Here is a 25,075-nt window from a genome sequence, read left to right on the forward strand (position 1 = left end):
GTGACCATGAACTGGCAATATAAACTGTCTGTCCGATACCTGATCGCCGGTCTGCTCTTGCTGGCCGCCAGCGGAATTTCCGCTCAACAGATCACGACTGAGGGGGACTTCCGGGTCCGCCTCTACAGCGATGGATTCTCGGAGTCGATGGATAATCGCGGCACCGAAAACTACATGCGTTATCGGGCCCGCATTCGGAATACCTTCCCGGTCAACAAACTGACCACGGTCTTTTCCGAGATGGCGGTCTTTACTGAAAGCAACGCGCTGTCCCCGGTGCGTAATATCGCCGGAACCGGCAAGATGCAGTATGGCATCAGTCAGCTATTCGCGGAATTGACTGCGCCGAACTTTCTGGTGTTTGATGTCGCGCGGGTTCGCGCCGGACGCCAGCAATTCCCTCTCGGCGAGGGATTGGTGCAGGGTGAGTCAGTCGAATATTTCGACAAATTCGACGGAGTGCGCTTTGATATGGCGTATCGCTCGTATGCGCTGTCGGTATTTGGCGCCATCACCAGCCAGACTGTCAGTGCGAGTGGACTGTACCCCGATCCCGGAAGCGACCAGTTGTATATCGCTCGCCTGTCGCGCGCATTCGGCAATCATACCCTGATGGGGTACGGTGTTTACAATCGGCTGCGTGGCGATTTCAATGACCATAATATCTTTGGCGGCGGTATCAGCGGCAACTTCATGACCAATCACCTGACCTATTTCGCCGAAATGGCTGGCCAGAAATTCCACACGCTCGAAGGACTACCGGAAAAAGGGGGCATGGGATATATGGCGGGTGTCGGTTACCGATGGTCAGTTGGACCATTCCGTTCAGTCAAGGTTGAGACGCGCTATGCGTCCTACCAGGGGGATGATGCCGACACCAAAGACAAAGTTGAGATATTCTCGCCGGAGTATCCCAGTTTTTATTGGGGAAGTCGAGCCGGATATGTGGATGGCGCCGCCGGCGGTGATTACCCGTACGATGGTCGCAACTACGAAGGAAGCCGCATCTGGTATACTCGTGCGTATGTGGTTCCGCGGCAGATCCCCAAACTGAGAATTCAGCTCCAGTATGTCATGGTCGGTGAGTATGTCGACAACGACGACTACAACACCATGGATGATGAACTGGCGCTCAATTTCTACTACGAAGTTTCCCCACAGGCGCGGATCCAGTTCCGTTTCGCCAAGAACTACGCCAACGGTGAGGATCGCGACTTGAACGAAAGCGGTCTGCTCAGTTGGTCGGAGGACCGGGTCGGCAAAACCCGTTTCATGACTGAACTGGAAGTGAAATTCTAAGCGACTGAGCGAGAATAAACGGAGAAAGACCCCGAGTGAGTTTTGAGCTGATCATATTGCTGTCGATGCTGGCGACATTTGCCATCGGGGTCTTTGCCTTTAAGCTCCCCGCCGGGATCTCACTCATGCTGGGAGCAGTGGTCGGTGGGTTGGTGGGAGGAGAAGGACTTCCGGTCCGGCATCTGGTTGAAGGGTCATTCGGCTTTCTCGAAGCGATATTGATCATTGCGACGGCGATGGTCTATATGCGGGTGGTCGCTGCAACCGGAGCGCTCGGAACGATCAACTATGGATTGATCAAATCACTCTATCGCTGGCCGACGCTTCTGATGATCGTCGTCACATTCTTCGTCATGTTCCCAGGGATGCTCACTGGATTGTCGTCGGCCTGCATTTTGACCACGGGTGCTCTGGTGGCGCCGGGTCTGCTCGCGATGGGGATGCCTCGCATTGCGGTTGGTTCGCTCATCGCCATGGCGGCGGTCCTCGGCGAAGTTGCCCCGCCTATTTGCATTCCCGTCATGATCATCGGCGGCGGCGTGGATATGCCCTATATCGGATTCGAGATCCCGCTGATGCTGGCAACTTTCCCGCTCGCGATCGCCCTGGCGATCTTCTATCGCTACCGCTACCTAAAGGATTTTGATATCAAGACTGTACTGGCTCAGCTTACCCAGCCGGTGTACGCACAGTATGGGTGGAAGCTGTTTATTCCGCTGGTTGTCGTGGTCGGTTATCTGGTGATCGAACGGATCTTTCCCGCCAAAATACCGCACCTTGGGGTTCCGCTCGCATTTATGGTCGGCGCCTTGACCGCATTTGGCACCGGCAAGAAATTCAATTTCCTGACCGTCTCCCGTGAGGGGATTCGTTCCGCCATGCCGGTCATGGCAATTCTGGTGGGAGTGGGGATGTTCCTTCAGATCATGACCTTGACCGGCGTGCGCGGATATCTGGCGACCAGCGCACTCTACCTTCCCGAGCAGTTCAAGTATCTGGCGGTGCTGATCATGCCGTTCATGGGATCAGCCTACGCATCTGCCTCGGTGATCGGCGTACCGCTGGTCTTTGTTTTCGTGGCAAAGAATGCGATCGTCGTGACCGCCGGTCTGGCGTTGATGGCTGCCCTGGGCGATCTGATGCCCCCCCCTACGCTTCTCTGCGCCTATGCCGGTCAGATCGTCGGCGAGAAGAATCCATTCGCCATTCTGAAGCAGAGTTTGATTCCGATGGCCGCGGCCGCAACGGTCGGCCTGTTGATCGTGATCTTCGCTGAGAAGATCGCCGCCGTTATGGATCTGGTCAGTCGGGGGACATACTGATGTTGTTTTGGATACATATAGCGATCATCGTCTATTTGATTGTGGTCATTCTGACAGAGATATTTTCGGAGCGCTCATGGAAACGACAAGCCGCGTACGCGATGATTCTGATTCCGTTCGTGTTACGGGTCCTGCTGATCAAGTGACCAGCGGATCGCCGATCACCCGGAAGCAGATCTTATCCGCCGTGTTCTTCCTGCTCTGCGCCGCAGTGCTGGCAACGGCGGCATCGTTTGATTTCCTGGCGCAGAGGGAGCCGGACCTGATCCGCCCCGCCGAAAGCTTGTCTCGCATCGGGATGTTGAGTGATTATTTCGCGAACCTGAAGGGGACCTCCGGCGATACGCCGATCTATTTCTTCGAAAGCGGAAGGCCGGGCGCAACCGTGCTGCTGTTAGGTGGGACACACCCCAATGAACCTTCCGGCTATGTCACCGCGACCCTGGTCACAGAAAACGCGACGGTAACCTCCGGCAGACTGTTGGTGATTCCCCAGGCGTGTGCCAGTGGTTTCAGTTGTACTGATCCGTTTGAGGGATGTCCTTCTTCGTTTTCGATCCAGGGACAATCCGGTCCGCGCAAATTCCGCTTTGGCTCACGCGTCTCCAATCCGCTTGACCAGTGGCCCGATCCCCTGGTCTATCTCCACTATCCGTCCGGCCAGCAACTATCCGGGTTCGAATCGCGCAATCTCAATCGTTCCTATCCTGGGCGACCGGATGGGACATTCACCGAGCGAGTCGGCTACGCTATCATGCAGTTGATCCAGCAGGAGAAGGTAGATGTCGCGTTCGATCTGCACGAAGCAGCGCCTGAGATCCCGATCATCAATGCGATCGTTTATCACCCGAAAGGGGAAGACGTTGCACTCATGGCTGTCATGAATCTGGAGATGGCCGATCTGCGCTATTCGCCGGAGCTTTCGCCGGAGAGCTTCCGCGGACTGAGCCACCGGGAATGGGGTGATCGCACCGAGGTGATGCCGTTCCTGATGGAGACCAGCAATCCTATCCAGGGGAGACTGCGCGGAAAAACGGATGAGCAGTTGATCCTCACGGGAGTCAGTGAAGAATATAAACGGGCGCTGGAATCCGGGGCGCTGCGAATTGAATATCTGCCGGAGGGTGAACCGCTGGAATTGCGCGTCGGTCGTCACCTCCAGGGCTTCCAGTCGATCCTGGGCGCCTACTCCGACATGTACCCGGACAAATCAATTGTGATTGACGGTTTGCCGTCCTATGATGAAGTGATGTCCAATGGCATTGGCCATTATCTTCACTGAGAAGTGTAGAAGTTGTGTGAATGTTCTTTATTATGAGGTATACGATGAAAAAGATACTCGGTAGCCTGGTCATTCTGACAGGACTGGTGTTGTGCGGACTGGCTGTATCAGCCCAGGAAGAGAGCAAGTCTGCTCTGGAACAGCCGATCCTGATCACCTCTGCCGGTCAAAGCGCAGATGTCAAACTGGTCGGAATGCTGGCCAAGCAACAGAAGCTGGATGCGAAGATCGTTGAAATGGCCAAACCGGCTGATCTCGAAGGGATCAAAACGTTGATCATTGTCCCGGGCTTCTCCTCGAAAGGATTGGGCGCGGCCGGTGTCAGCCAGAAGGATGAAATGGATCGCGTTGTCGCATTGCTGAAAGCCGCAACCGACAAAAAGGTTCCGGTGGTCACAGTCCATATCGGTGGCACAGCCCGTCGCGGCGGACAATCCGATGACTTCTGCAAAGCGTCAGCCGATGCCTCGGGCCATATGGTCGTAGTGGCACAAGGTGACGAAGACAAGTTTTTCACCAATATTGCAACCGCTAAAAAGGCATCGATCACGGTCGTGACGAAGATCGCCGAGGCAGGCGCGCCGTTGGGCGAACTGTTCAAGAAGTAGGAAACTGGTGTCCGGAGCGAACCCGCGTGCGCGAGTCATCCCGACCGAGCTGGAGTGAGAAATGAAACAGATACGATCAGCCAATATGCGACCGGCTCTCCTGGTCACTGTCCTGCTCATGGCGTTCTGCCTGTCGAGCGCTATCCTTGCGCAGGTCGAGCCGGGGCCGGCGGCATCCGGGAGCAATGGGATGGTAGCCACCGCTCACCCGCTCGCTTCAGAAGCCGGGCTGGAGATACTCAAGCAAGGCGGCAATGCCGTTGATGCTGCGGTCGCGTCGGCTTTTGCGATCGGTGTGGTTGAGCCGGATGGCTCCGGACTTGGCGGCGGCGGCAGCATGGTCATCTATCTCGCAGACACCAAGGCTTCCTACAACGTCAATTATTACCACCAGTCTTCGAGTACTATCGAAAAGATCAAGTACGATCCCGACAATGACCGGACGACAGCGAAGTCGATCCTCGTTCCGGGGACAGTGGCAGGACTTTGCCTCGCGCAGGAACGTTTCGGCAAATTGCCGCTCGCGCAGGTGATCGCGCCGGCTATTCGCTATGCTGAACAGGGATTTCCGATCGATGGCACACTTGCCCAATTGATCCTCGACAATGTTGAGATGCTTCGTCTTGACACCGCCACCGCGCTGACTTTCCTGATTGACGGTTTCCCCAAAATGGAAGGGGATACACTCCGTCAACCGGAATTGGCGAAAGTCCTTCGCGCAGTCGCGGAGAAGGGGAGAGCCGGATTTTATGAAGGGGAGATCGCCAAAGCGATCGTCGAGCGAGTCACCTCGCTTGGTGGGGCGCTGACGATGGAGGATCTTGCCACATTCTCCGCAGAACTGAATAAGCCGGTGCAGGGCTCGTACCGTGGATACCAGATCATCTCAACCGGTGCGCCGCAGTCCGGGATGTCTGTCATCCAGTCGCTGAACATCCTCGAAAACGAAAACCTGACGGCGATGGGGCATTTCAGCAAGTCCGCTTCCACCCTGCATCTGATGGCGGAAACGATGTGCCGGACGTATGCCGATCGATGGCAGTACCTCGGCGACCCGAGATTTAACGATGTCCCGGTCGATGGGATCATCGCGAAGGAATACGCACTAGAACGATTCAACGCGATCAACCGGTTCAAGGCTGATCCTAAGCAATATCGTCTGACCGAGGCCGGCAACCCGATCCGTTTCGATCATGCGCGTTCATCCGAGTTTAGTTCCGACAAGCAAGGCGGGAAAAAGCGCGGGTGGGATGATGAAATGGACGAATCCAAAACCAGCGCCGGTGACTGGGGCGAAAGTATCTTTGATAGTTGGGGCGGCAAGAAGTCCGGCACGACTGTCAAAAAACAGCCGAAACAAAAATCAGATTCGAGCAGAGATACGACCAAAGAGGAATCCACCGAGGTTGACGACAACGACAGCTATGATGGTGGCGGCTCCACGACCCATTTGTCGGTGATCGACAAAGATGGCAACATGGTGGCGCTGACACAGACGCTCGGGACATTTTTCGGTTCCGGCGTCACGGCATCGGGCGTGTTAATGAACTGCGGCATGTCCAATTTCTCGCTCTCCTCTGAAGCAAATTTGGTGCAACCAAACAAGCAACCGCGCAGCTCGATCTGCCCGACGCTTGTGCTGCGCGACGGTAAACCGGCCATGGTGGTCGGCTCGCCGGGGGCCGGACGGATCATCTGTACGGTCGTAGAAATATTGGTCAATGCGATCGATTTTGATATGGATGCACGTGATGCCAACTGGGCACCGCGATTCTATTGTGAAAAATTCCAGGAACACCTGTATCTCGAGGGGGGCATCGATGAACAGGTGAGCAACGAACTCGAACGGATGGGACACACACTGAGAAAGTACGAGGGACGGGACCTCTTCTTTGGCGGTGTCCAGATGATCCTGGTCGATCCGGTGACTGGAATGTTCTATGGTTCGGCGGATAAACGACGCGGAGGCGTGGCTCTGGGATATTAACGCCGGTTTTCGGCACTCCGCGCGCACGAGAGAACCTCAATGCTGGTTCCCGTCTATTTACTTCTTTTGGTCCTCTTGCTTCTGATTCTGGAAGCAGTGATCGTCCGAGCTCGGGTCAATCGACTCGCCTTGCGTGTGCATGTCAACGGCACGCGAGGCAAGTCGAGCGTGACTCGTTATATCGCTGCCGGTCTGCGCGCCTCCGGCAAAAAGACGATCGCCAAAATCACCGGGGTCCGTCCGACGATTGTCGATACCATCGGTTCTCAATCGATCATTAAGCGGCGTGGCGGCGCACGGGTCCAGGAACAGATCTCATTGATTCACCACTCTGCCAAAGAACGGGCCGACTGCCTGGTCCTTGAGTGTATGTCAATTCGTCCGGATCTGCAGGCCTTCGAGAGCCGGGCATTCCGCCCGCACATCTATGTCCTGACCAATGTTCTGGATGATCACCAGGAAGAGCTGACGGATGATCCGGGATTGCAGATCGACGCGCTCTGCGGAGCTATGGTCAGTGGTTCGACCATCGTTACTGCTCCGGGACCGCATGTTGCTACACTGAACCAGCGTGCCCAACAACTGGGCAATCGTCTGGTCATTGTCTCGGCTTTGTTGCCAGAGCTTAAGAGTCTGGTGCCGGAGGGCGCGTTTGACGTCAATATTGCCCTGGCCCTTGCCGTCTGCAATGAGGCTGGCATTCCTGAGACTGTTTCATTTCCTGCGATCATCAAAGAGGCGACAGAAACAGTTGCATCGGATAGTGCGCTGTCAAGCGATGGCGTTCGATTTATCAATGGATTTGCGGTCAATGACATTCCATCGGCCGAACGATTTATTGCATATTGGCGACAGCAAAAGTCGGATAGCGATGATCTGGCGATCATCTTTAATGCCCGCGCGGACCGTCCGCTCCGTTCGCGATCATTTGCCGGATATCTGCCTACTATCCGAAATCTGAATCGCATAATCGTGATCGGCAGCCATGCACCCTACATGGTTCGTGCGCTTCAGCGTTCCGGGTTCCCCTCGCATGCGATCGTGCAATGGTCACGCGCCCAGGTGAAAGACGCACGATCGGAAATGAAGAATCTGGGACTGGGCAGAGAGCAACTGCTGATCGGTCTGGGGAATATCGGCGGCGAGGGCCACTTGCTGGTCGATGCTTTACAGGGAGAAGTCGCTCATGCTGTTTGAGTACTTCTTCATCGGACTGGTGGTCGGCTTCCTGTTCTACGAACTGACCGACATTTCACCCGGCGGCGTGATCGCTCCGGCCTACTGCGCGCTTTTTGTGTATGAGCCGTGGAAGATCGGCATGACCGTTTTGGTCGCGGCTGTTGTCTGGTTGCTGCTTGGATTCGCCTCACGTTACCTGTTGTTGTATGGCCGTCGACGGCTGCTTCTCGCCGTGTTGCTTGGATTCTGCATCAAGTTGTTGATCGAACTTCAGATTCAGCCGCACGTCAACCCGGAGATCAGTTTGCAGTCGATCGGCTACATAATCCCCGGGCTGGTGGCCAATGAATCTTCGCGCCAGGGGATTGTCTCTACGATCGCCGCTCTCGGGATTGTCACCGTGATCAGTTTCCTGGCGATACTCGCCGTGAGGTCGTTCGCATGACCAGACCTGCATCCACCAGATCACTGCTTTTCCTGCTGGCAATCGGCATAGCTGTTGTTGCCGCGATTCAGGCATGGGGATTCCGAACCACAGAATATCCCGACAGCGCCAGAATGCGTGAGGCGGCCGCACTTTGTGCTTCCTGGTTCGACGCCGTTGCCGAATTCAAACAGGCGAATAGGATTGAATCGGACAGCCGCTCGATCACTCGCTACCGGGCGCTGATCGGGGATGATTACACGCCGATCACCACGACACTGGGCGCTCTCGATGCCAAGGAGACAGCCGCTAATCCGGATTTTGCGGCGCTTGTTGTTCGCCTGATGGCTGAAGCGAAGGTCGACTCCGGCTCCACGGTCGGAGTGATCCTCTCCGGTTCTTTTCCGTCGTTGGGGATTGCTACCCTTGCGGCACTCCAGACTGTCGACTGCAAAGTAGTGCTGATCAGCTCACTGGGCGCGTCCTCGTTCGGGGCCAATCAACCTAATGCAACCTGGATCGATCTCGAGCAGTGGCTTCAAAGGCAGGCCGGTCTGAAGTATCGTTCCTCGCTCGTCACTTTTGGCGCTGAAAACGACCGGGGAGAAGGAATTCAGGAAGAGGGATATCTGCTCCTCGAACAGGCCGGTGCTCGATGTGGAATAGCACTCTATCGACCGGAGTCACTTAAGCAGTCGATTCAGAAGAAGATCGAGCTCTTGCGCGACGCCCAGATCAGCCTGCTGATCAATATCGGAGGAAATGAAGCGGCAATCGGTAAATGCGCTGATGCCGTCTCCATCCCCAATGGACTTCAGATGCATTGGCTGGGCTGCGATCATACCGACAAAGGGGTTATCTCTTACTTAGCCGACAAGAAAACTCCCTTTATTCACATGCTGAACATCAAATCTTTGGCGCAGCAATATGGAATACCGATCGAGCCGGGACCGAGTATTCCAGCGGCGACTGATCTTTACCAGCAGAGGACCATCCATCCGGCCATCCCGTCGGTCGCACTTGTTGGTATGATCGGGCTTCTGGTTAGCAATAGAGTGAGACAAAAGCGGACAGTTCGGGCGAACTCCGCACAGTCACAATCGAAGATGTTACAAGAAAATGGAGCTATCGGCAGATGACTCTCCCGATGAGACCGATACAGATATTAATCATCGAAAGTTAGTGAACTTATCATATGGCGAAGAAAAGTATGCGAACAGTAATTCTCACAATCTTCCTGTTGCTTTGCAGTGCCTGTCTCTTTGGACAGACCTCGCGAAGCGGGGATATCGAATTTCATATCGATAGCCTGATCGACAATATGCCCGGCGAGACTCCCTCGGGTCTTTATCAGCAGCCCGGTGCGGCATCGCGTGCCACCTGGCGGGTGATCATCCAGAACATTCTGGCCGGCACATATTCGGTGGCAGACTCGGCCGCATCGACTCTTGATTACGAAATCTGTCAATTCACCGATACAGTGGCGACTCCGGACAAGCTGTACTATGTCCTTCAACGCAAGACGACCGCGACAGCCCGCTTCTGGGGCACGTTTGTATTTAATCCTGCGCCATATCGGCCGGCGCTGGTGATCCAGTGTCCACATCCGTTGCACGACCTGAATACCGGCCAGGAGGGGTTTTACGCTTTTCGCAAGTCGGGTGCCCGCGCCTATTTTGTCTCCGGCGCGCATCGTTGCAATGGATTGACCGCCTCAACTTGTAGTGGCAGTACTTCCGTCTGCTCTGAGACTGCTCAAGCCTACCGCTACTCGGATCAGGCCCATGTTGTGCTGAGTACGTTTCAGATCACTACCGAAGAGATGCTGACCGCCATTCCGAATCTTGTCGCGGTTCAGCCGCACGGTTTTTCTCAGGAAGTAGGGGACCCGGATCTGATCATAAGCAACGGTACCCGCTATACGCCGATCAACGACCTGTTACTTGACCTTCGCGATAACCTGTTGATCCAGGATCCATCGCTAACTTTCAAGATCACGCATATCGATCTCGACTGGGATCGATTGACGGGCAGAGACAATACGCAGGGGCGGTTGATCAATGGTTCGGCGGACCCCTGCGGCACCGCACCAACGTCGTCTACCGGTCGATTCCTCCATCTGGAACAGAAGTATTCTGGATTGCGGGACTCCCGCGCCAACTGGGACAAGTTGGCCAATGCGATCATCGCCACTTTCCCGCCGCTGCTGGATTTTGCGACGACTCAAAGCGGAAGCTGGACCGATCCGGATACCTGGGTTGGCGGTTCCGTGCCTGGTCCGGGTGATGATGTCCTGATCGCCGCCGGACATACGATCTCTGTCGATGATACTCTCGCATTCTGCAAAAACCTGTCGTTTGGCGGCAATGATGCCCTGATCGACCTGAATGCCAAAACCCGCTTGAATATCTATGGCAACATGACACTGTTCAGCGAAACGCATATCGCTTTCTCTGCCGGATGGTCTGCCGATTCAGCGTATGTCATGCTGGCGGGAAATCTCCCGGCCGTGCTCTCTGGATGGTCTACCACCGGCGGGTCGACATCTTTCCGCGATTTGATCATCGCCAAAGACTCCGGCATCACCGTTCGCACTGGCGGGAATGGAATGCGCTTTGCGGTACAACATAGCCTGGAGGTCCATAGTGGCGGCTTCGTGCTTGCTGTCGATGACGACCTCGAATCACGATGGGCATCCTCCGGCAATTTCACCTCCGATCAACAACTGCTGATCACCGTTCAGCCGGGAGCCGAGTTTTCATTCGAAGACGGCACCGGCTCGCACTGGGTTCGCGCCAATACCGGTTCGGTGCCGATCGGTCCGATGACTGTTTACGGCGACGCGCTGCTTATCGATGCCAGTTCATCGGATATCAGTATTAACGGCATCACGATCAAAGCAGGGGGAGAACTGAATCTGAACACCGGCCTGGGAAGCACGACTTCCGGTCCAATGTTCAACCCCGGTACGATCACGATAGATTCCGGCGGATCACTGCTGCAGGAGACGACCTCAAATATCTGGTTCGATACGACAATCCTGATCGTCTCCGATGGCGCCGTATACAAAACCTCGTCATCAACGACGGTCTTTCCTCCGACACTGGTGAACAATGGGCGGGTTCGCTACCAGCGCAATCCATCCAGTGCGACCACCGACCAGACGGTGATTGACACGAACTACATCGATATCGAGTTCAGCTTTGCGGGTAACGGCACTAAAAAGCTCTGGAATGTCACCAGTAATCGAACTGTGTCTGACAGTCTGGAAACCAACAACTCCGCCACTCTGGTACTGACCGGCAACGGTTCATACGTTCAAGTGAATGATGTGCTCCGGATGACTTCGGGAACGATCGACAACAGCGCCGGCACCGCCAACCTTCTGTTGGCAAATGGAGCGCTGATCTCTCGTGCGACCGGGACTATCACCAACCCACCGCAATTCGGAGGACAGGTAGATCTTCGCTATACCAGTTCGCTGGCGGCTGTGACCACCGGTCCGGAACTGCCGACTGGTGCATCCACCCTGCGAAATCTGACTGTTGCTTCACCGACGCAAATAGTGTCGCTCGGAGCGACGGCCACGGTTAATGGTCAGCTTGCACTGACAAGCGGTGGACTGTCCACCGGTGCAAACACGATCGTGTTGTCGCCAACCGCAACGATGGTCGAAACTACCGACACCGTGGTACAGGGACGAGTCCGTACGACGCGAACTGTCAGCCAGAATTTACAGGAGTCGTTTGGCGGAATGGGTATTCAGATCACTGCCACTGGTGTAGCCCCCGGCTCCACGCGAGTCGATCGAGTCACCGGTTCCGCAGTTACGCTGCCGAGCGGCGCGAGCATACTCCGCGTATTTGAGATTCGACCGACTAACCGGACGGGAGTGAATGCGACACTGGTTCTGCATTATGCGACGAGTGAGTTGAATGGCTTGCTGGAACCTAGTCTGGCGCTATACCGGAGTATCGATAGTGGCACAACCTGGACTTTGGTTGAGGGAAGCACGATTGATACTGCCGCGAATAGTCTGACAGTGACCAACCTTGCCGACCTTGGATGGTTCACTGCCGGATTTGCCAGTCAGAGTTGCTGTGTCGGCACCACCGGCAATGTGAATATGTCTGCGTTAGAGTCACCCGATCTCACAGATCTTTCGATGTTGATCTCTTACCTGACGGTCACCCCTCGACCGATCCTGCCGTGTGATGTGGAGGCAAATGTTTCGGCAGCGGGGACAATTGACTTGTCCGATCTCTCTCTGCTGATCTCGTACTTGACGCAAACTCCGCGGCCGGTCCTTCCGAATTGCCCGTGAAGAATCGGACAAATATAGTAGCAGTACACAGGTCTCGCCGATGCGAGGCCTGTCTTTTTGAAGGGAGTTTTTGGCTCCAGGAGCCGAAAAACCGCTGTGCCACCGACAAGAATTTGACTGAGCGAACAAAGCACGAGGAAGTGTGCTGAATCAGCCCGAATTGGGTTAAATTATCTATGATATGCGTACCTAACTCATTGTCGTACAACACTCATTAGTTTGGCACGGCAGTTGAGTACAACATCTTTGAGGAATTCCGTCAACACTCAGCGTGCGACCGAAATTCTCACCAACAAGGTTCGCAAGTGGAACTGGTGATCATGGTGCAACTTCCAAACTCCAGTCAGCCCCGAACATGGAAGTCCCCGGAGTCTCGCTGACAGATGTCCCATGACCCTTCGACAGCTAAAAAGGCAGAGGTCATGCACTCGAATCGTTCAATTGGATTGGACTTCAGTTTCATCCGCCGCATGGCGGTGACCTGCCTGTTGCTTTGCCTGATTTCGATGACTGACCTGATCGCCAGCAGTCTGAGTGGCCATTCACTCAAGAGTGCGGGGCTTTCCGGACGGAAGACCCTCACGGTTTTGATCACTGATTCCGGCCTCGGTGGCATGTCTGTTCTGGCGACGATCGAGCATCGACTTCAGCAATGTCATCTCGCGGATCGGGTCAAGCTGGTCTTTGCGAATGCCCTTCCCGACAACGATCATACATACAATCAGATGGCGACTCTGGAAGCAAAAGCGACCACCTTCTCGGCCGCTTTGGACGGCTTTGTCCTTCGCTATCATCCCGACCTGATCCTGATCGCCTGCAACACACTCTCTGTGGTCTATCCGCATACGGCATTCGCCGCAGATCCGTCCGTACCGGTTTACGGGATAGTCGATCTGGGCGCGTCATTGATCGCCTCGCATATGGCCGCAGATTCCGCCGGCGACGTGGTCATTCTCGGCACTCCCACCACGGCAGAATCAAATGCACATCGACGACAATTGGAAGCGGCCGGCATAAGCTCCTCGCGGATCATTGTGCAGGGGTGCGAGCAATTGGAGACGGAGATTCAGGCGGATCCATCCAGTGATATCGTCCAGACAATGATCGATATGTATGCGCAGGAGGCGCTCAGCCGGCGGAATTCCAACCGTCAGGGTGAACTCGCCGTGGCGCTCTGTTGCACTCATTACAGCTATGCGCGCGATCATTTCCAACGCGCTTTTGCGGCTCTGACCTCTCAGCCGGTCGCCATAATTGATCCGAATCGGGCGATGGCAGATGCACTATTTGAGGGTGCGGATTGCGCTAGCGCAACCGCCACGGCTATTGAGGTCGAGGTAATTTCGCGGGCCAAGGTTGCTCCAAACGATATCGCCGCGATTGCCCGAATGCTGGAGTCTGAATCCCCGGCCGCCGCCGCTGCGCTCCGCAATTTCACGCTCGACACAACACTTTTTGCATATAGACCAAAATGACAAGACAGGATCGAACATGCTATGGGGACAGTCGGATGAACCGGATCGGTTCGTCTACGGCTGTATGGCGGAGGTATGGACGACGCAGAGATATTCAGAGCTGGCAGGTTGACTGCTGTCCAGCGGGCGAATGGCAATCAAATCCGGCAGCGGGCTGCGCGCGCACTCGCTGAAAGACCGGCAGGAGGATTCACACTGTGATGTACCGAATGATACTGATGGCGGCGTTCATGCTCTGCGCCAGCGTTAGCGGCCAGGTCATGATCTCTGGTGATCTCACCAGCCATGTCGACTCGATCATCGCCGCTTCCCCAGGCGAAGATGGTCCGGATCTCGACAAGTATGCAGAACCAACAACTACCGAAAGCCAGATCTGGCGACAGATCGTGCAGGCGATGTTGAGCGGGAATTACAGTACCGCCCACTCTCTCGCCGGTACGATAGATTACCGGGTGGTCCAGTTCACCGACACCCCACCGGCGATCGACCAGGTTTACTTTCTGCTCGAGAGGACTCCTGCCTCGACCGACAAATATTGGGGAGCGTTTGTTTTTAATCCGACCCCGAGTCGGTCGAAGCTGGTGATTCAGGCTCCGCACCCGCTCCAGAACCGGAATACGGGAAACCAGGGAGTTCGTGTTTTCCAGACGACCGATGCCTGGATCTTCTGCGTCGCCGGAACCCACAAATGTAATTCCACCAGCTATTCGCCCTGCGACGGATCCTCGACCTCGTGTGCCGATACCTCCGAACCATATCGCAATGGCGATCAGGCACATGCCGAAACAGCCACTTTCCAGGTAACAACCGAAGAGATCCTGGCTTACCGGCCGAATGCTATCATCCTTCAGCCCCATGGATACACGAAAGGGGAGGGGGGACCGGATGATCCGGATATCATCATGAGCAACGGCTCAACCCTGACTCCGCCGAGCAGTTACCTGACGCAACTTCGCACCAATCTGCTGGCGCAGGATAATACCCTGACATTCAAGATCGCTCATCTTGATCTGGCGTATACTTATTTCCTGGGTCGCGACAACCTTCAAGGGCGTCTGGTCAATGGCTCGGTTGATCCCTGCAACACCGCAGCGACAGCGAATTCCGGTAACTTCATTCACCTTGAACAGGCATGGGATAAACTTCGCGACACCGAAGCCAACTGGGACAAGCTGGCCGATGCCGCCGCGTTGACTTTCGCACCCGATGTCGTGGTGACTTCTGCGCAGTCCGGTTCCTGGACCGATCCGAATACCTGGGCGGGCGGAGTTGTTCCGACCCAATCAGACTCAGTTCTGATCGCGTCCGGTCATGTGATCTCGATCGATGATCGCAATGCGGCCTGTCAGTCTATTACGTTTGCCGATACTTCGGCGCATATTGATCTGAACGCCAAAAGCACACTCTCCATTTATGGTAATATGGCGTTGGCGGCACAGACCCATAACGTCTTTTCCGCCGGATGGTCCAGCGACAGCGCGTATGTTCGCTTCGCCGGCGGGGCGACTCAAACTCTTTCCGGCTGGAGTACGTCGGCTGGCTCGACCTCTTTCCGAGATATTATCGTCGAGAAGGATTCCGGTACGGTAGTCCAGACTGCCGGTACCAATATGCGGTTCGCTATCCAGAACAGCCTTGATATCATCAGCGGCCGGTTCATTATCAACACCGATGATGAGTTGGAAGCCCGCTGGGCCAGCAGTGCTTTGCTAACCGGCAACCGTGATCTCACGATCACTGTACACGCTGATGGTGAATTCCGTCTGCTCGATGGTGCGACCGGCACTCACTGGGTTCGCAGCGAAGCCGCATCTGCCCCGATCGGCCCAATGACCGTCTATGGGATCGCCTCGTTCGCCGATGGCAGTTCTTCCGATATCAGCATGGCCGGTATAACCGTCAAGAGTGGCGGTACACTTGAATTGGGACTCAATCTCTGGAGTTCCACCAACGGTGCGACCTTCAATCCGGACTCGATCATGGTCGAAGCGGGCGGAAGCATTTACGCGACCACCACTTCCAATATCTGGTTCGACACGACCATCCTGGTCCTGAGCCAGGGAGCGACCTATCGCACCACCGGCAGCTCCACCGTTTTTCCGGCGAACTTTGTGAATAACGGCAAGGTGCGCTATCAAAGAGCCAGCTCAACGAACCAGAACGTTGTTGATGTCAATTACTACGATCTGGAGATGAGCTTCTCAGATGGTCCGCACAATAAGGTCTGGACGCTGGCTGGAAGCCGGAATGTGACCGACAGCTTGATCATCAATAACAATGCGATCTTCGCTCCTGCGGCTACTACTCCCCAGGTGTTGACGATCGGCAATACGCTTCGGCTCACTTCCGGGACATTTGATAACAGCAACGCCAATGTGACAATCAACATGGCCGATGGCGCCGTGATCTCACGTGCCACCGGTACCATTGCCAATACGCCGACTTTCGCAGGCGTTGTTGATCTGAAGTATACCAGTACGACGACCTCGGTCACCACTGGCGAAGAGATGCCTGGTTCATCCTCAGTGTTGCGTGATCTCACTGTTTTTACGACCGGGCAGACCCTGTCGCTCGGGTCGGATGCAACCGTCAACCGCGAACTGACGCTCTCAGCTGGAACATTCGACAATGATGGTGTCGACAACGACTATTCACTCACCATGGCCGATGGTGCGGCGATTCGACGGGCGACCGCCGATCTGACCACTGCGCCGTCATTTGATGGTGTAGTTGATGTCGAGTATATCAGTACGGTCAGCACCGTGACTACTGGTGCGGAGATTCCGGCTGGGTCGTCCGTGCTTCGCAATCTGACTGTCACCGGTGACAAAGGAGTAACCCTTGGCAGTAACGCTACGGTAAACGGTGCGGTCAATATTACTGGCAGCGACCTCAATACCGGTTCCTTTACGCTGACTCTTGCACCGGGTGCGACGATCACAGAATCCAATGGCTACTCGGTCATCGGTAACCTGGTCACCACTCGGACCCTGAGCCAGTCGACCGCGGAGACTTTCGGCGGAATCGGCCTTCAGATCACGGCGAATGGTGGCGCACCGGGATCTACTGTCGTCACTCGTGTAACCGGCCAGCCGCAGACCGTCAACGGCAATCCGAGCATTGGCCGCTATTTTGATATCTCGCCGACTAACAATACGGGCCTTGGCGCCACGATGGTCTTCCGTTACGACCAATCCGAACTCAACGCGCTCGACGAGAACACGCTCGTGCTGTACGCGTCATCGGATGGCGGCAACACCTGGAGCATTCGCGGAGGTCTCAGAGACACCGCGGCCAACACCGTGACGCTCTCCGGCGTCAACGCATTTTCGCGCTGGACCCTCAGCGGTCTGGTGATGACCGGCCAGGCGATCTCTGCGCAGTCCGGTTCCTGGACCAACCCAACCACCTGGCTTGGAAATGCGATACCGGAAGAGACCGATGATGTGTTGATCATGTCCGGTCACACGATCTCGGTTGATGATACGATGGCATTCTGTGAAGACCTGACTTTTGGCGGTGCCGACGCCCTGATCGACATGAATGCCAAGAGCCGGCTCACGATCTACGGCAATATGACGCTCTTTAACGAGACGCATAACGTCTTTTCAGCTGGCTGGTCGGCTGATTCTGCCTACGTGATGTTGGCCGGTAATCTCCCGGCTACGCTCGCGGGATGGTCTACCAGTGGTGGTTCGACCTCCTTCCGCGACCTGATCATCGCGAAAGACTCCGGCGTCACTGTCCGCACCGGCGGAAACGCAATGCGTTTCGCCGTCCAGCATAGCTTCGAGATCCGCAGCGGCATTTTCATTCTCGCTGTTGATGATGATTTTGAATCACGCTGGACCTCCAGCGGCAACTTCACTGCTGATCAGCAATTGACGACAGTCGTCCAGGCGGGTGCAGAATTCCATCTCGAGGATGGCACTAATTCCCACTGGATCCGCTCCAACACCGGCTCGGCGCCGATCGGCCCGATGACGATTTACGGTGAAGCGGAATTCATCGATGCCAGCTCTTCGGATATCAGCATCAATAATATTGCCGTCAAAGCAGGTGGCACTCTTCATCTCAACACTGGACTTGGCACCACCACATCCGGTCCGATGTTCAACCCCGGGACGATCACGATCGATTCCGGAGCCATCATGCTGCAGGAGACAACCTCCGAGATCTGGTTTGATACCAGCATCGTCATTCTCTCCCGCGGCGGACTTTACAAAACGACCTCTTCCACCACCGTTTTCCCGCCGACGCTGGTGAACGATGGACGGGTTCGTTATCAGCGCAATCCGAGTTCAGCCACTACCGACCAGGTGGTGATCGACACCAGCTATTTCGATGTTGAATTCAGCTTTGCCGGAAACAACACGAAGAAGCTCTGGGCGGTCAATGCCAATCGGACAGTTGCTGACAGCCTCGAAGTGAACAACTCGGCTACCCTGGTGCTCACTGGAAACGGTTCGACGATCCAGATCGATAGCATGCTTCGCCTGACATCGGGATCGATCGACAACAGTGCCGGGACAGCCAATCTGACGCTGGCAAATGGTGCCGAAATCTCTCGCGCTACTGGTACTATCAGCAATGCGCCGGTATTTGCCGGAGTAGTTGATGTTCGCTACACCAGTTCACTGGCCTCCGTGCCGACCGGTCCGGAACTTCCGGTCAATACGTCGACTCTTCGCAATCTGACGGTGTATTCACCCGATCAGACCGTGACACTCAGTGACGATGTCACGGTCAATAGTCAGATGACACTCTCAAGCGGGACGTTTGACAACAATGGTTCAAGTGACGATAAAGTGCTGCATATGGCGGCGTTGTCGACTATTCGCCGTGCTACCGGCGCTCTGGCCGCCGCGCCGACCTTTGACGGCATGGTCAATGTCGAATATATCAGCACACTTGATTCCGTGATCAGTGGTCCTGAACTTCCTGTGGCGACTGGCGTACTCCAGAACCTGTCGATTCTGGGGAACAAGGGAGTCCGGCTGGGATCGAATGTGACGGTCAATGGACAGCTCCATCTGGCTGACAGCATTCTCAACACCAACGGCTTCACGGCCACTCTTGGTTCGAGTGCGACAATTCTGGAGGACTCGATCTGGGTGGTGCAGGGACGTGTCGGGACTACTCGGACTGTTGCCACCGGCGTACTGAATACGTTTGGCGGACTCGGTCTTTCGGTTAATGCCGCAGGCACTGCGCCTGGCAGTACGCAGGTAGTCCGTGTGACCGGTACGGCGAAAACCGTCGCCGGTGCGCCCGGGATCCTGCGCTATTTCGAAGTCCGCCCAACCACGCGCCTGAATGTGAATGCGGCGATCGTATTCCACTACAGCGAACGTGAACTGAACGGCCTGACCGAAGCGACGCTGACACTCTATAACAGTCTCGACAGTGGCGCAACCTGGTCGCCGGTGACTGGTACTCTTGATACCGCCGCCAATACCATTACAGTCGCCAGCTTGAAGGACCTGGGCTGGTTGACTGCCGGTGGTCCGACCACGAGCTGCTGTATTGGATTCACCGGTAACGTCAACAAGAGCGCTTTAGAGATCCCCGATCTTTCGGATCTGTCACTCTTGATCTCTTACCTGACTGTTACCCCTCGTCCGGTTCTCCCGTGTATTGCCGAAGCCAACGTCAACGGCTCGGTCGCCACGACCCCGGATCTTTCAGACCTTTCACTGTTGATCTCATACCTGACGGTTACTCCGCGGCCGGTTCTTCCGAACTGCCAATAGCGAATGTAATCTGAACAGGGAAATGCAGAGGGCGACCAACCGGTCGCCCTCTTTCGTTTTGAGAAATTGAGGTCAATCATCAGTTTTGTCCCAGGCGCACAGTTTGGTCGCGGTGCACGCAGGCAATCGTTCTGCTAATAAGCCAGAGACTCGACTCAATCCACCCGCACGACCAAATTGGCTACAGGCTTTCCCATACGTTGACCTTCGGGTTCTGACCTCTTGATCAACGAGACGTCCGGTGATTTTTTGCCTAAAAGAGTTTGGGTTCCCCTATTTCACATTCTGGATAAACCCGGTGTGGGTCCATGTCCGTCTAGTTGAATTAGTCAATCTACAGTGCAACCTCTTGTGTCTTACCAATGACAAATGGGAGACAGAGGGCTGGGTTGATGGCCCATTAGTTTAAGAACTTGAAGACTAATTGTCGGGTCGGACCTCCAAAGTGCCCGCTTGGCAAAATGGTTCTGGTAACCTATATTGTAGTGGTTCGAAATTCTGTAGACAAGCCAGTCGAGAATAGCCAAAGTCACAATTGCGATGTTAACGGACGAAATGCAGCGAATTTGTTTGCTCTTGCGGCGGTTCATGTCCGAGCCGCTTTCGCCTGCGGATCTAAATGACTTTCTCAATATAATTGTAGTTGTCTGCAGGAGAAGTCCGCATCTTAATGGCAGGATTCAGCGAGCGGCCACAAGAGAGGGTACGAGCTTTGAAGCAATAGTCCTCACTTTATATGGGCAACAGCTTACCAATTCCCTGACCGGAGGACAGCTCCAACACGGGCTACTGAATCACTCGGAGCTGTCTGATGCAGAACTCTTCCTCTATTTCGAGAGGGCATCACGTGTCCTGATTAGCCGTCAGGTCTCCCGGCTCAATGCGGAACTTGATCCGACTCACGCAAGAACGGGTCACTATGTCCATCAACTTCTTCGGTCGGATCAAAATGTTTGTATTTACAATGAGTATGGTAGGCCGACATGGGTGACCATGCATGGATTGAGAGATTTGCGACAGAGGGGAACGCCCTGGAACGGGCAGGATCTCTTGCGCATCATCTACGAAGTTGGCGGCAAGGGAGGACATACGCCAGATATGGTGGCCGCTGTATTGCACGAGTTGGCTAATCGCGAAAATTTCCAGGCAGTCGTGTATGTCGCAGATTTGATCGCTGCAATCACTCGTTGGAAGAAAGAAACGATTGAAAGAGGAATTAACGCCAGTTCTCAGATAGAAAAGGATACGCCACCTGGCCGACTCATGAGAGAAGAAGCCGGTACGAAGGTAGTTCGAGAGACCAGAGTCCGGCTCGACAATCTCCAGGATCGGAACAGACTTAACGGCTACCACGGCAGCTACCTTCAGGCAATTTGTTTGCTGGTGAACGATCTAGTTGTCTTCTGTGACCGGGAGTATCATGTGACTTACCTGCAAAGAGCTATCCCTGAGCTAACGGAAGAAGACTACCGGAAGAACCATCGAGCATTCGACGATCTGGCGACATTTGCAAAACGACGTTTTGTGGAGCTTCTTGCAGAAAACTAAGGCGAATCTTCGGCAAAGCCGGTCTATTTCACCTAATAGATTGGTAGAGTCATGAGGAAAGACTCTGGGCGAGGGAAAACGAGTGAAACGCAAACCTTCGCCAATACAAAGTGACCGATTAACATGAACTTACGCAATTCACCATGCCCCAACCATGTCCAACTGGACTTGTTCTTGCTTGGTTCAGACCAAGGGGCGCTGTCATGGATCGGGGAGCACCTCAAAGCATGTCCGCTCTGCCGTTTTCAGGCCGAAAGGCGCCGCAGTGACTTTGCGGTGTACGCAGAAGCAGTATCCGGGCACCAAAGTGAGGTAGTTCAGAGGGTCTACACTTTTGAACCGTGGGAGAGTCCCTCGACCAGCGTAGCGGTCGACCATCGGTTAGCTGCACAAGGGACTGAAGATACTGAGCCACGGACATCTATTACCATGATCTCAACAGACAAACAGATCATGATGAAGGTGGTGCAGGACCAGCAGACCAAGGAAGCATGGCTCTATTTGCTTGCAGATGATGCGGAGCTCTGCCGGCACGCCCTTATCTATCCTTTCAAAATGGACCGTGGATATGTATCCGATGCTCACGGTCGAGTGAACCTTGGGAAGATTGATTGGCCCGCAGATGATCTGTTGACAGCGGAACTCAGACTGCCAAGCGCGTCTTTTTATCTTGCTCCGATTGCCGAGATTGAACAGGGGACGCCTCAGGTGATTGAATCAAGCAATGGAGATATTCTCAAGGTTGTTTACCATGCAGAGGGAGAGTTCCGTCGACTTGAGATCCAGATCATAGAACTCAAGGGGATTACTCCGGATTCTCCGGTGCGTATGGCAGTCTGTGAACGAAGCAGCACTCATCTCCAGGTGCTCCACTCCACCAAGGCTCCTAGTGTCAACATCACAGGGGTGAAAGATCCAGGAGCGATCGAGCTGTACCTGTATCAATAGGCGAACAAGAGTCCGTTTTTCCGAATGCAGTACTCCTTTGAAGACGAATCCAACGCCGATCGATTTCGCAAAGCGCTCCAGAGTCATTCGCTTCCTGCGGACGCCGTGTTCTTGTGCGGAGTCTGCTTCCTCCTCAGTCTAAAGGGGAAGCCGTTCGCGCATGTAGAAGTTTATTTGCGGGAATTCCTCCCGGCGATATCGAGAATCGCTATCAAAATAGCTCCTGATCAGCTACTTCCCAGAGAACGAGAGCAAATATCTGAGGTAGTTTCGCAAATTGAAGGACTGCCAATTGCCGAGCACTTCCACGCCGATCTCGAGAGCCTTCGAAGTCTGTCAGATAGTTCAATCGATCGACACAGTGCTCCAAGTGATTCTCTCCACCAGGCAGAATCCGATGACGACTCCATCTGCCTAAACTGCATGTTTGTGGAAGACTACCCGGACTTGAAGCTCGCACCGCGTGGGAGGATATTGAGCCTAAAGGTCACCGGATTCGTGCTTCCAAAAGCGACTGAAGATGACATTATTGTCACAAATCCACTCGAACAACCGGAAGATCCTTTCATGGAACAGGCCAGGGAGTCTGTGGCTGCCGCGCGCAGCCTTCTAGAAGCCAAATATGGCCTTCAATCCCGACAGCATTTCCAGGTGAAGTTCGCGATTGACTCGACTGGTGCACGGTTTACGGGAGATTCACTGGGTGTCGCGTTCGCAGTTGGGGCGATAGCACTTCTTACTCGACTTGCGGTGATGCGTAGCAAGCTAAGAATTGAGCCAGGAGTTTCTTTCTCTGGTGCGCTTTCCAGGAAGGGAGAACTGAGGGGAATAAGTCTTGATGGACTGAAGCTCAAAATTGAACGGGCTTTCTACTCCTCAATTCGTTGCCTGGCTATTCCGGCAGAGCACCTTCACGAAGCAAAGGAGTTCCTGCTTAATCTACAAAGTCAATGTCCCTCTCGGCAGCTCGAGCTGATCGGGGCATCAACACTCGAACAGATTGTCGATGACGCAAGGCTCACAAGACAAGAGGCCATTGGTCTGCCTTCGTATGTCGCACGAAAGGTGGCGGCACGCGTTCGCAATAAGTGGCTGGAGGTACCCATACTCGCAATGCTATCTGTGATGCTGCTATTCTTGAGCCTCTATGTTGGTGATCGAACACCCTATGAACTCAGATTCGATGATTCCGAGTCACACGTGGTAAATCGATATGGTCACCGTCTTTGGGCCATACCTCAGTGGGGCGATACTCCCTATACCTCGGTCAATGCGAAAATTTGCGACCTCTACGGCGATGGCGAGCCCGAAGTGTTGTTCATTCCGTCTAGTGGTTCAGTTGCCAAGAATGCCGGGTGGCTTCACGTCTACTCGTCGGATGGAGATAGCCTGATGGCTTTGGACGGCAGAATCTGTCAGATCTACCCCGGTGATACAGTTGCCTGCTCCGATCCATTCGGTGATCTTTGGTGCGGCGTATTCACGACTCTTATCCGGAGTGAACTGCGAGTAGTCTCAGTAGTGAACCGCAATTCACCGGGAAGGTGCTATATTAAGATTTGGGATACCTCAGGTAAGCTCCATGGATGGTACATCAATTCGGGAGCAAGCCGCCTGGAATGGGCGCAGGATATCACTGGAGACGGTGTGGAGGAGTTTTTCTTCACTGGCTTTGCCAATCGGATGGATGGATGTGCTACCTGGTTTCTTCCGTCAGAATCGGCTTACGGTGTTTCACCGCCATACACGCACGAACCAGGTCATCCTGATCTGACTCAGGTGCTGCACGGCAACCAAATCAAGTACACGCTGATCCTCCCCAGCGACCTTGCGAATATTCTGAGCTCTCAAGAGTACCAGGGGGGATTAAGAGCGGAGAGTACCGAAGGAAAGGGCATCCGAATCAGGTCGGGTGAGGGGAATGCTCCGGTTACTCGGGCTGAAACATGGCTATTCTACAACTTCGACAATCAATTCAGGCTTCAGACAGTCAGTATGGACGACCACTTCAAGAAGCAGCGAAGATCGCTAGTAGAACAAGGTCAATTGCCGAAGATTGACGAAAACACATACCTCGATTCGCTCGCTTGCAAGGTAACCTATTGGATGGACTCATCCTGGGTGACCGAGGGTCAGTTGCGCGATGCGGCCAAACAGCAACCCTGATCGGTCTTGAGCCTCCCTTTCGCCCATACCAACTCATTTAGAAGAACTTCGCTGGATTTCTGGATTCCTTTCCGGCAAATGTGCGGCGGTGCGCCTAATATTAAGTGTGACCTGCAAACGGGTCTTTCACACTCAAGGGATCATTTCAAGCAGTGTAAATAGATTAGGTCTCCGGTTGAGAACAAGTTGAAATCAGTTTTCTGCAGCGATTGCTTGTTCCAGGGCATTGTCGGGGTTGAGAGGGGACGCACTCGATTGGCGAGTTATCGAGTGCCAACCATACCCGGTGGTGGTAACCATTCCACCGCCGGGTTGTTTGTTGGGCTCAAGATATATCTGGACTTACCATTGCCGGCAGACTCCATATGAATCTGAGCTACAGTTTGGATAGGAATCGTGTGCGCGAGAAAACAATGAGTTGCGAAGTTTGTTAGCAGGTTCTAACGTTGTAGATCTTATTGGTCTGCGATGTGGCTGTAAGTGATTGTGGGGCAGTTGAAATGGTGGCGGGGGCAGGATTTGAACCTGCGACCTTCGGGTTATGAGCCCGACGAGCTACCAGACTGCTCCACCCCGCGATCAGGATTGCCAATATACCGCCCCCACATCGCCTGTCAAGCAATCACTTACGATTGTCCAATAATTCCCTAACCCCTTGTCCGACTTGGAAAAGCTTTCCGCATGACAATCTCAATGATCGGAAACCGTCGAGCCATATACAACCGAAGGCGACTGAGCCAATGTCGACCAATGGCAACCG

Annotated in this window: 14 protein-coding genes and 1 tRNA gene; 14 read left to right on the forward strand and 1 reads right to left on the reverse strand. The window is 54.5% G+C overall.

All coding sequences use genetic code 11. The features are described from left to right. Positions 1 to 6 precede the first annotated feature (6 nt). The 14 genes from IPH75_10675 (at position 7) to IPH75_10740 (ending at position 24,315) form a co-directional block, all read left to right on the forward strand. Positions 7 to 1,299 carry a hypothetical protein gene (locus IPH75_10675; protein MBK7142533.1) on the forward strand — a complete coding sequence of 431 codons (1,293 nt, stop codon included), beginning with the start codon at positions 7 to 9 and terminating at the stop codon, positions 1,297 to 1,299. 35 nt (positions 1,300 to 1,334) lie between these two features. Then, positions 1,335 to 2,621, forward strand: a complete 1,287-nt coding sequence (locus tag IPH75_10680) for a TRAP transporter large permease (GenBank protein ID MBK7142534.1) — start codon at positions 1,335 to 1,337, stop codon at positions 2,619 to 2,621. Positions 2,622 to 2,697: 76 nt separating this feature from the next. Continuing rightward, on the forward strand, positions 2,698 to 3,903 hold the full coding sequence (locus tag IPH75_10685) for a succinylglutamate desuccinylase/aspartoacylase family protein (protein MBK7142535.1): 1,206 nt from the start codon (positions 2,698 to 2,700) through the stop codon (positions 3,901 to 3,903). A gap of 44 nt (positions 3,904 to 3,947) precedes the next feature. Continuing rightward, on the forward strand, positions 3,948 to 4,511 hold the full coding sequence (locus tag IPH75_10690) for a hypothetical protein (GenBank protein MBK7142536.1): 564 nt from the start codon (positions 3,948 to 3,950) through the stop codon (positions 4,509 to 4,511). A gap of 61 nt (positions 4,512 to 4,572) precedes the next feature. Beyond that, positions 4,573 to 6,498: a gamma-glutamyltransferase family protein gene (locus tag IPH75_10695; protein MBK7142537.1), complete on the forward strand. Its 1,926-nt coding sequence runs from the start codon at positions 4,573 to 4,575 to the stop codon at positions 6,496 to 6,498. Between the two features lie 39 nt (positions 6,499 to 6,537). After that, a complete protein-coding gene (gene pgsB / locus IPH75_10700; protein MBK7142538.1) occupies positions 6,538 to 7,695 on the forward strand; it encodes a poly-gamma-glutamate synthase PgsB in 1,158 nt (385 codons plus the stop codon). Further along, positions 7,685 to 8,122 (forward strand): poly-gamma-glutamate biosynthesis protein PgsC, encoded by a 438-nt coding sequence (gene pgsC, locus IPH75_10705; protein ID MBK7142539.1) that lies wholly within the window; start codon positions 7,685 to 7,687, stop codon positions 8,120 to 8,122. Before pgsB ends, pgsC begins: the two co-directional genes overlap by 11 nt. Further along, a complete protein-coding gene (pgsW, locus tag IPH75_10710) occupies positions 8,119 to 9,240 on the forward strand; it encodes a poly-gamma-glutamate system protein (protein ID MBK7142540.1) in 1,122 nt (373 codons plus the stop codon). The genes pgsC and pgsW overlap by 4 nt, the downstream gene beginning before the upstream one ends. A gap of 71 nt (positions 9,241 to 9,311) precedes the next feature. Beyond that, complete coding sequence (locus IPH75_10715; GenBank protein ID MBK7142541.1) at positions 9,312 to 12,425, forward strand: hypothetical protein; 3,114 nt, start codon at positions 9,312 to 9,314, stop codon at positions 12,423 to 12,425. A 422-nt stretch (positions 12,426 to 12,847) separates the two neighbouring features. After that, positions 12,848 to 13,900, forward strand: a complete 1,053-nt coding sequence (locus tag IPH75_10720; GenBank protein MBK7142542.1) for an aspartate/glutamate racemase family protein — start codon at positions 12,848 to 12,850, stop codon at positions 13,898 to 13,900. Positions 13,901 to 14,100: 200 nt separating this feature from the next. Then, positions 14,101 to 19,653 carry a hypothetical protein gene (locus IPH75_10725; protein ID MBK7142543.1) on the forward strand — a complete coding sequence of 1,851 codons (5,553 nt, stop codon included), beginning with the start codon at positions 14,101 to 14,103 and terminating at the stop codon, positions 19,651 to 19,653. Between the two features lie 588 nt (positions 19,654 to 20,241). Continuing rightward, positions 20,242 to 21,201, forward strand: a complete 960-nt coding sequence (locus tag IPH75_10730; protein MBK7142544.1) for a hypothetical protein — start codon at positions 20,242 to 20,244, stop codon at positions 21,199 to 21,201. A gap of 429 nt (positions 21,202 to 21,630) precedes the next feature. Then, complete coding sequence (locus IPH75_10735; GenBank protein ID MBK7142545.1) at positions 21,631 to 22,149, forward strand: hypothetical protein; 519 nt, start codon at positions 21,631 to 21,633, stop codon at positions 22,147 to 22,149. A 1,137-nt stretch (positions 22,150 to 23,286) separates the two neighbouring features. Continuing rightward, a complete protein-coding gene (locus tag IPH75_10740; protein MBK7142546.1) occupies positions 23,287 to 24,315 on the forward strand; it encodes a hypothetical protein in 1,029 nt (342 codons plus the stop codon). A 501-nt stretch (positions 24,316 to 24,816) separates the two neighbouring features. On the opposite strand, the gene IPH75_10745 is transcribed toward IPH75_10740, so the two are convergent. Beyond that, positions 24,817 to 24,893, reverse strand: a tRNA-Met gene (locus IPH75_10745). Positions 24,894 to 25,075 lie beyond the last annotated feature (182 nt).

The organism is bacterium, assembly GCA_016708025.1.
Classification (GTDB): domain Bacteria; phylum Zixibacteria; class MSB-5A5; order GN15; family FEB-12; genus FEB-12.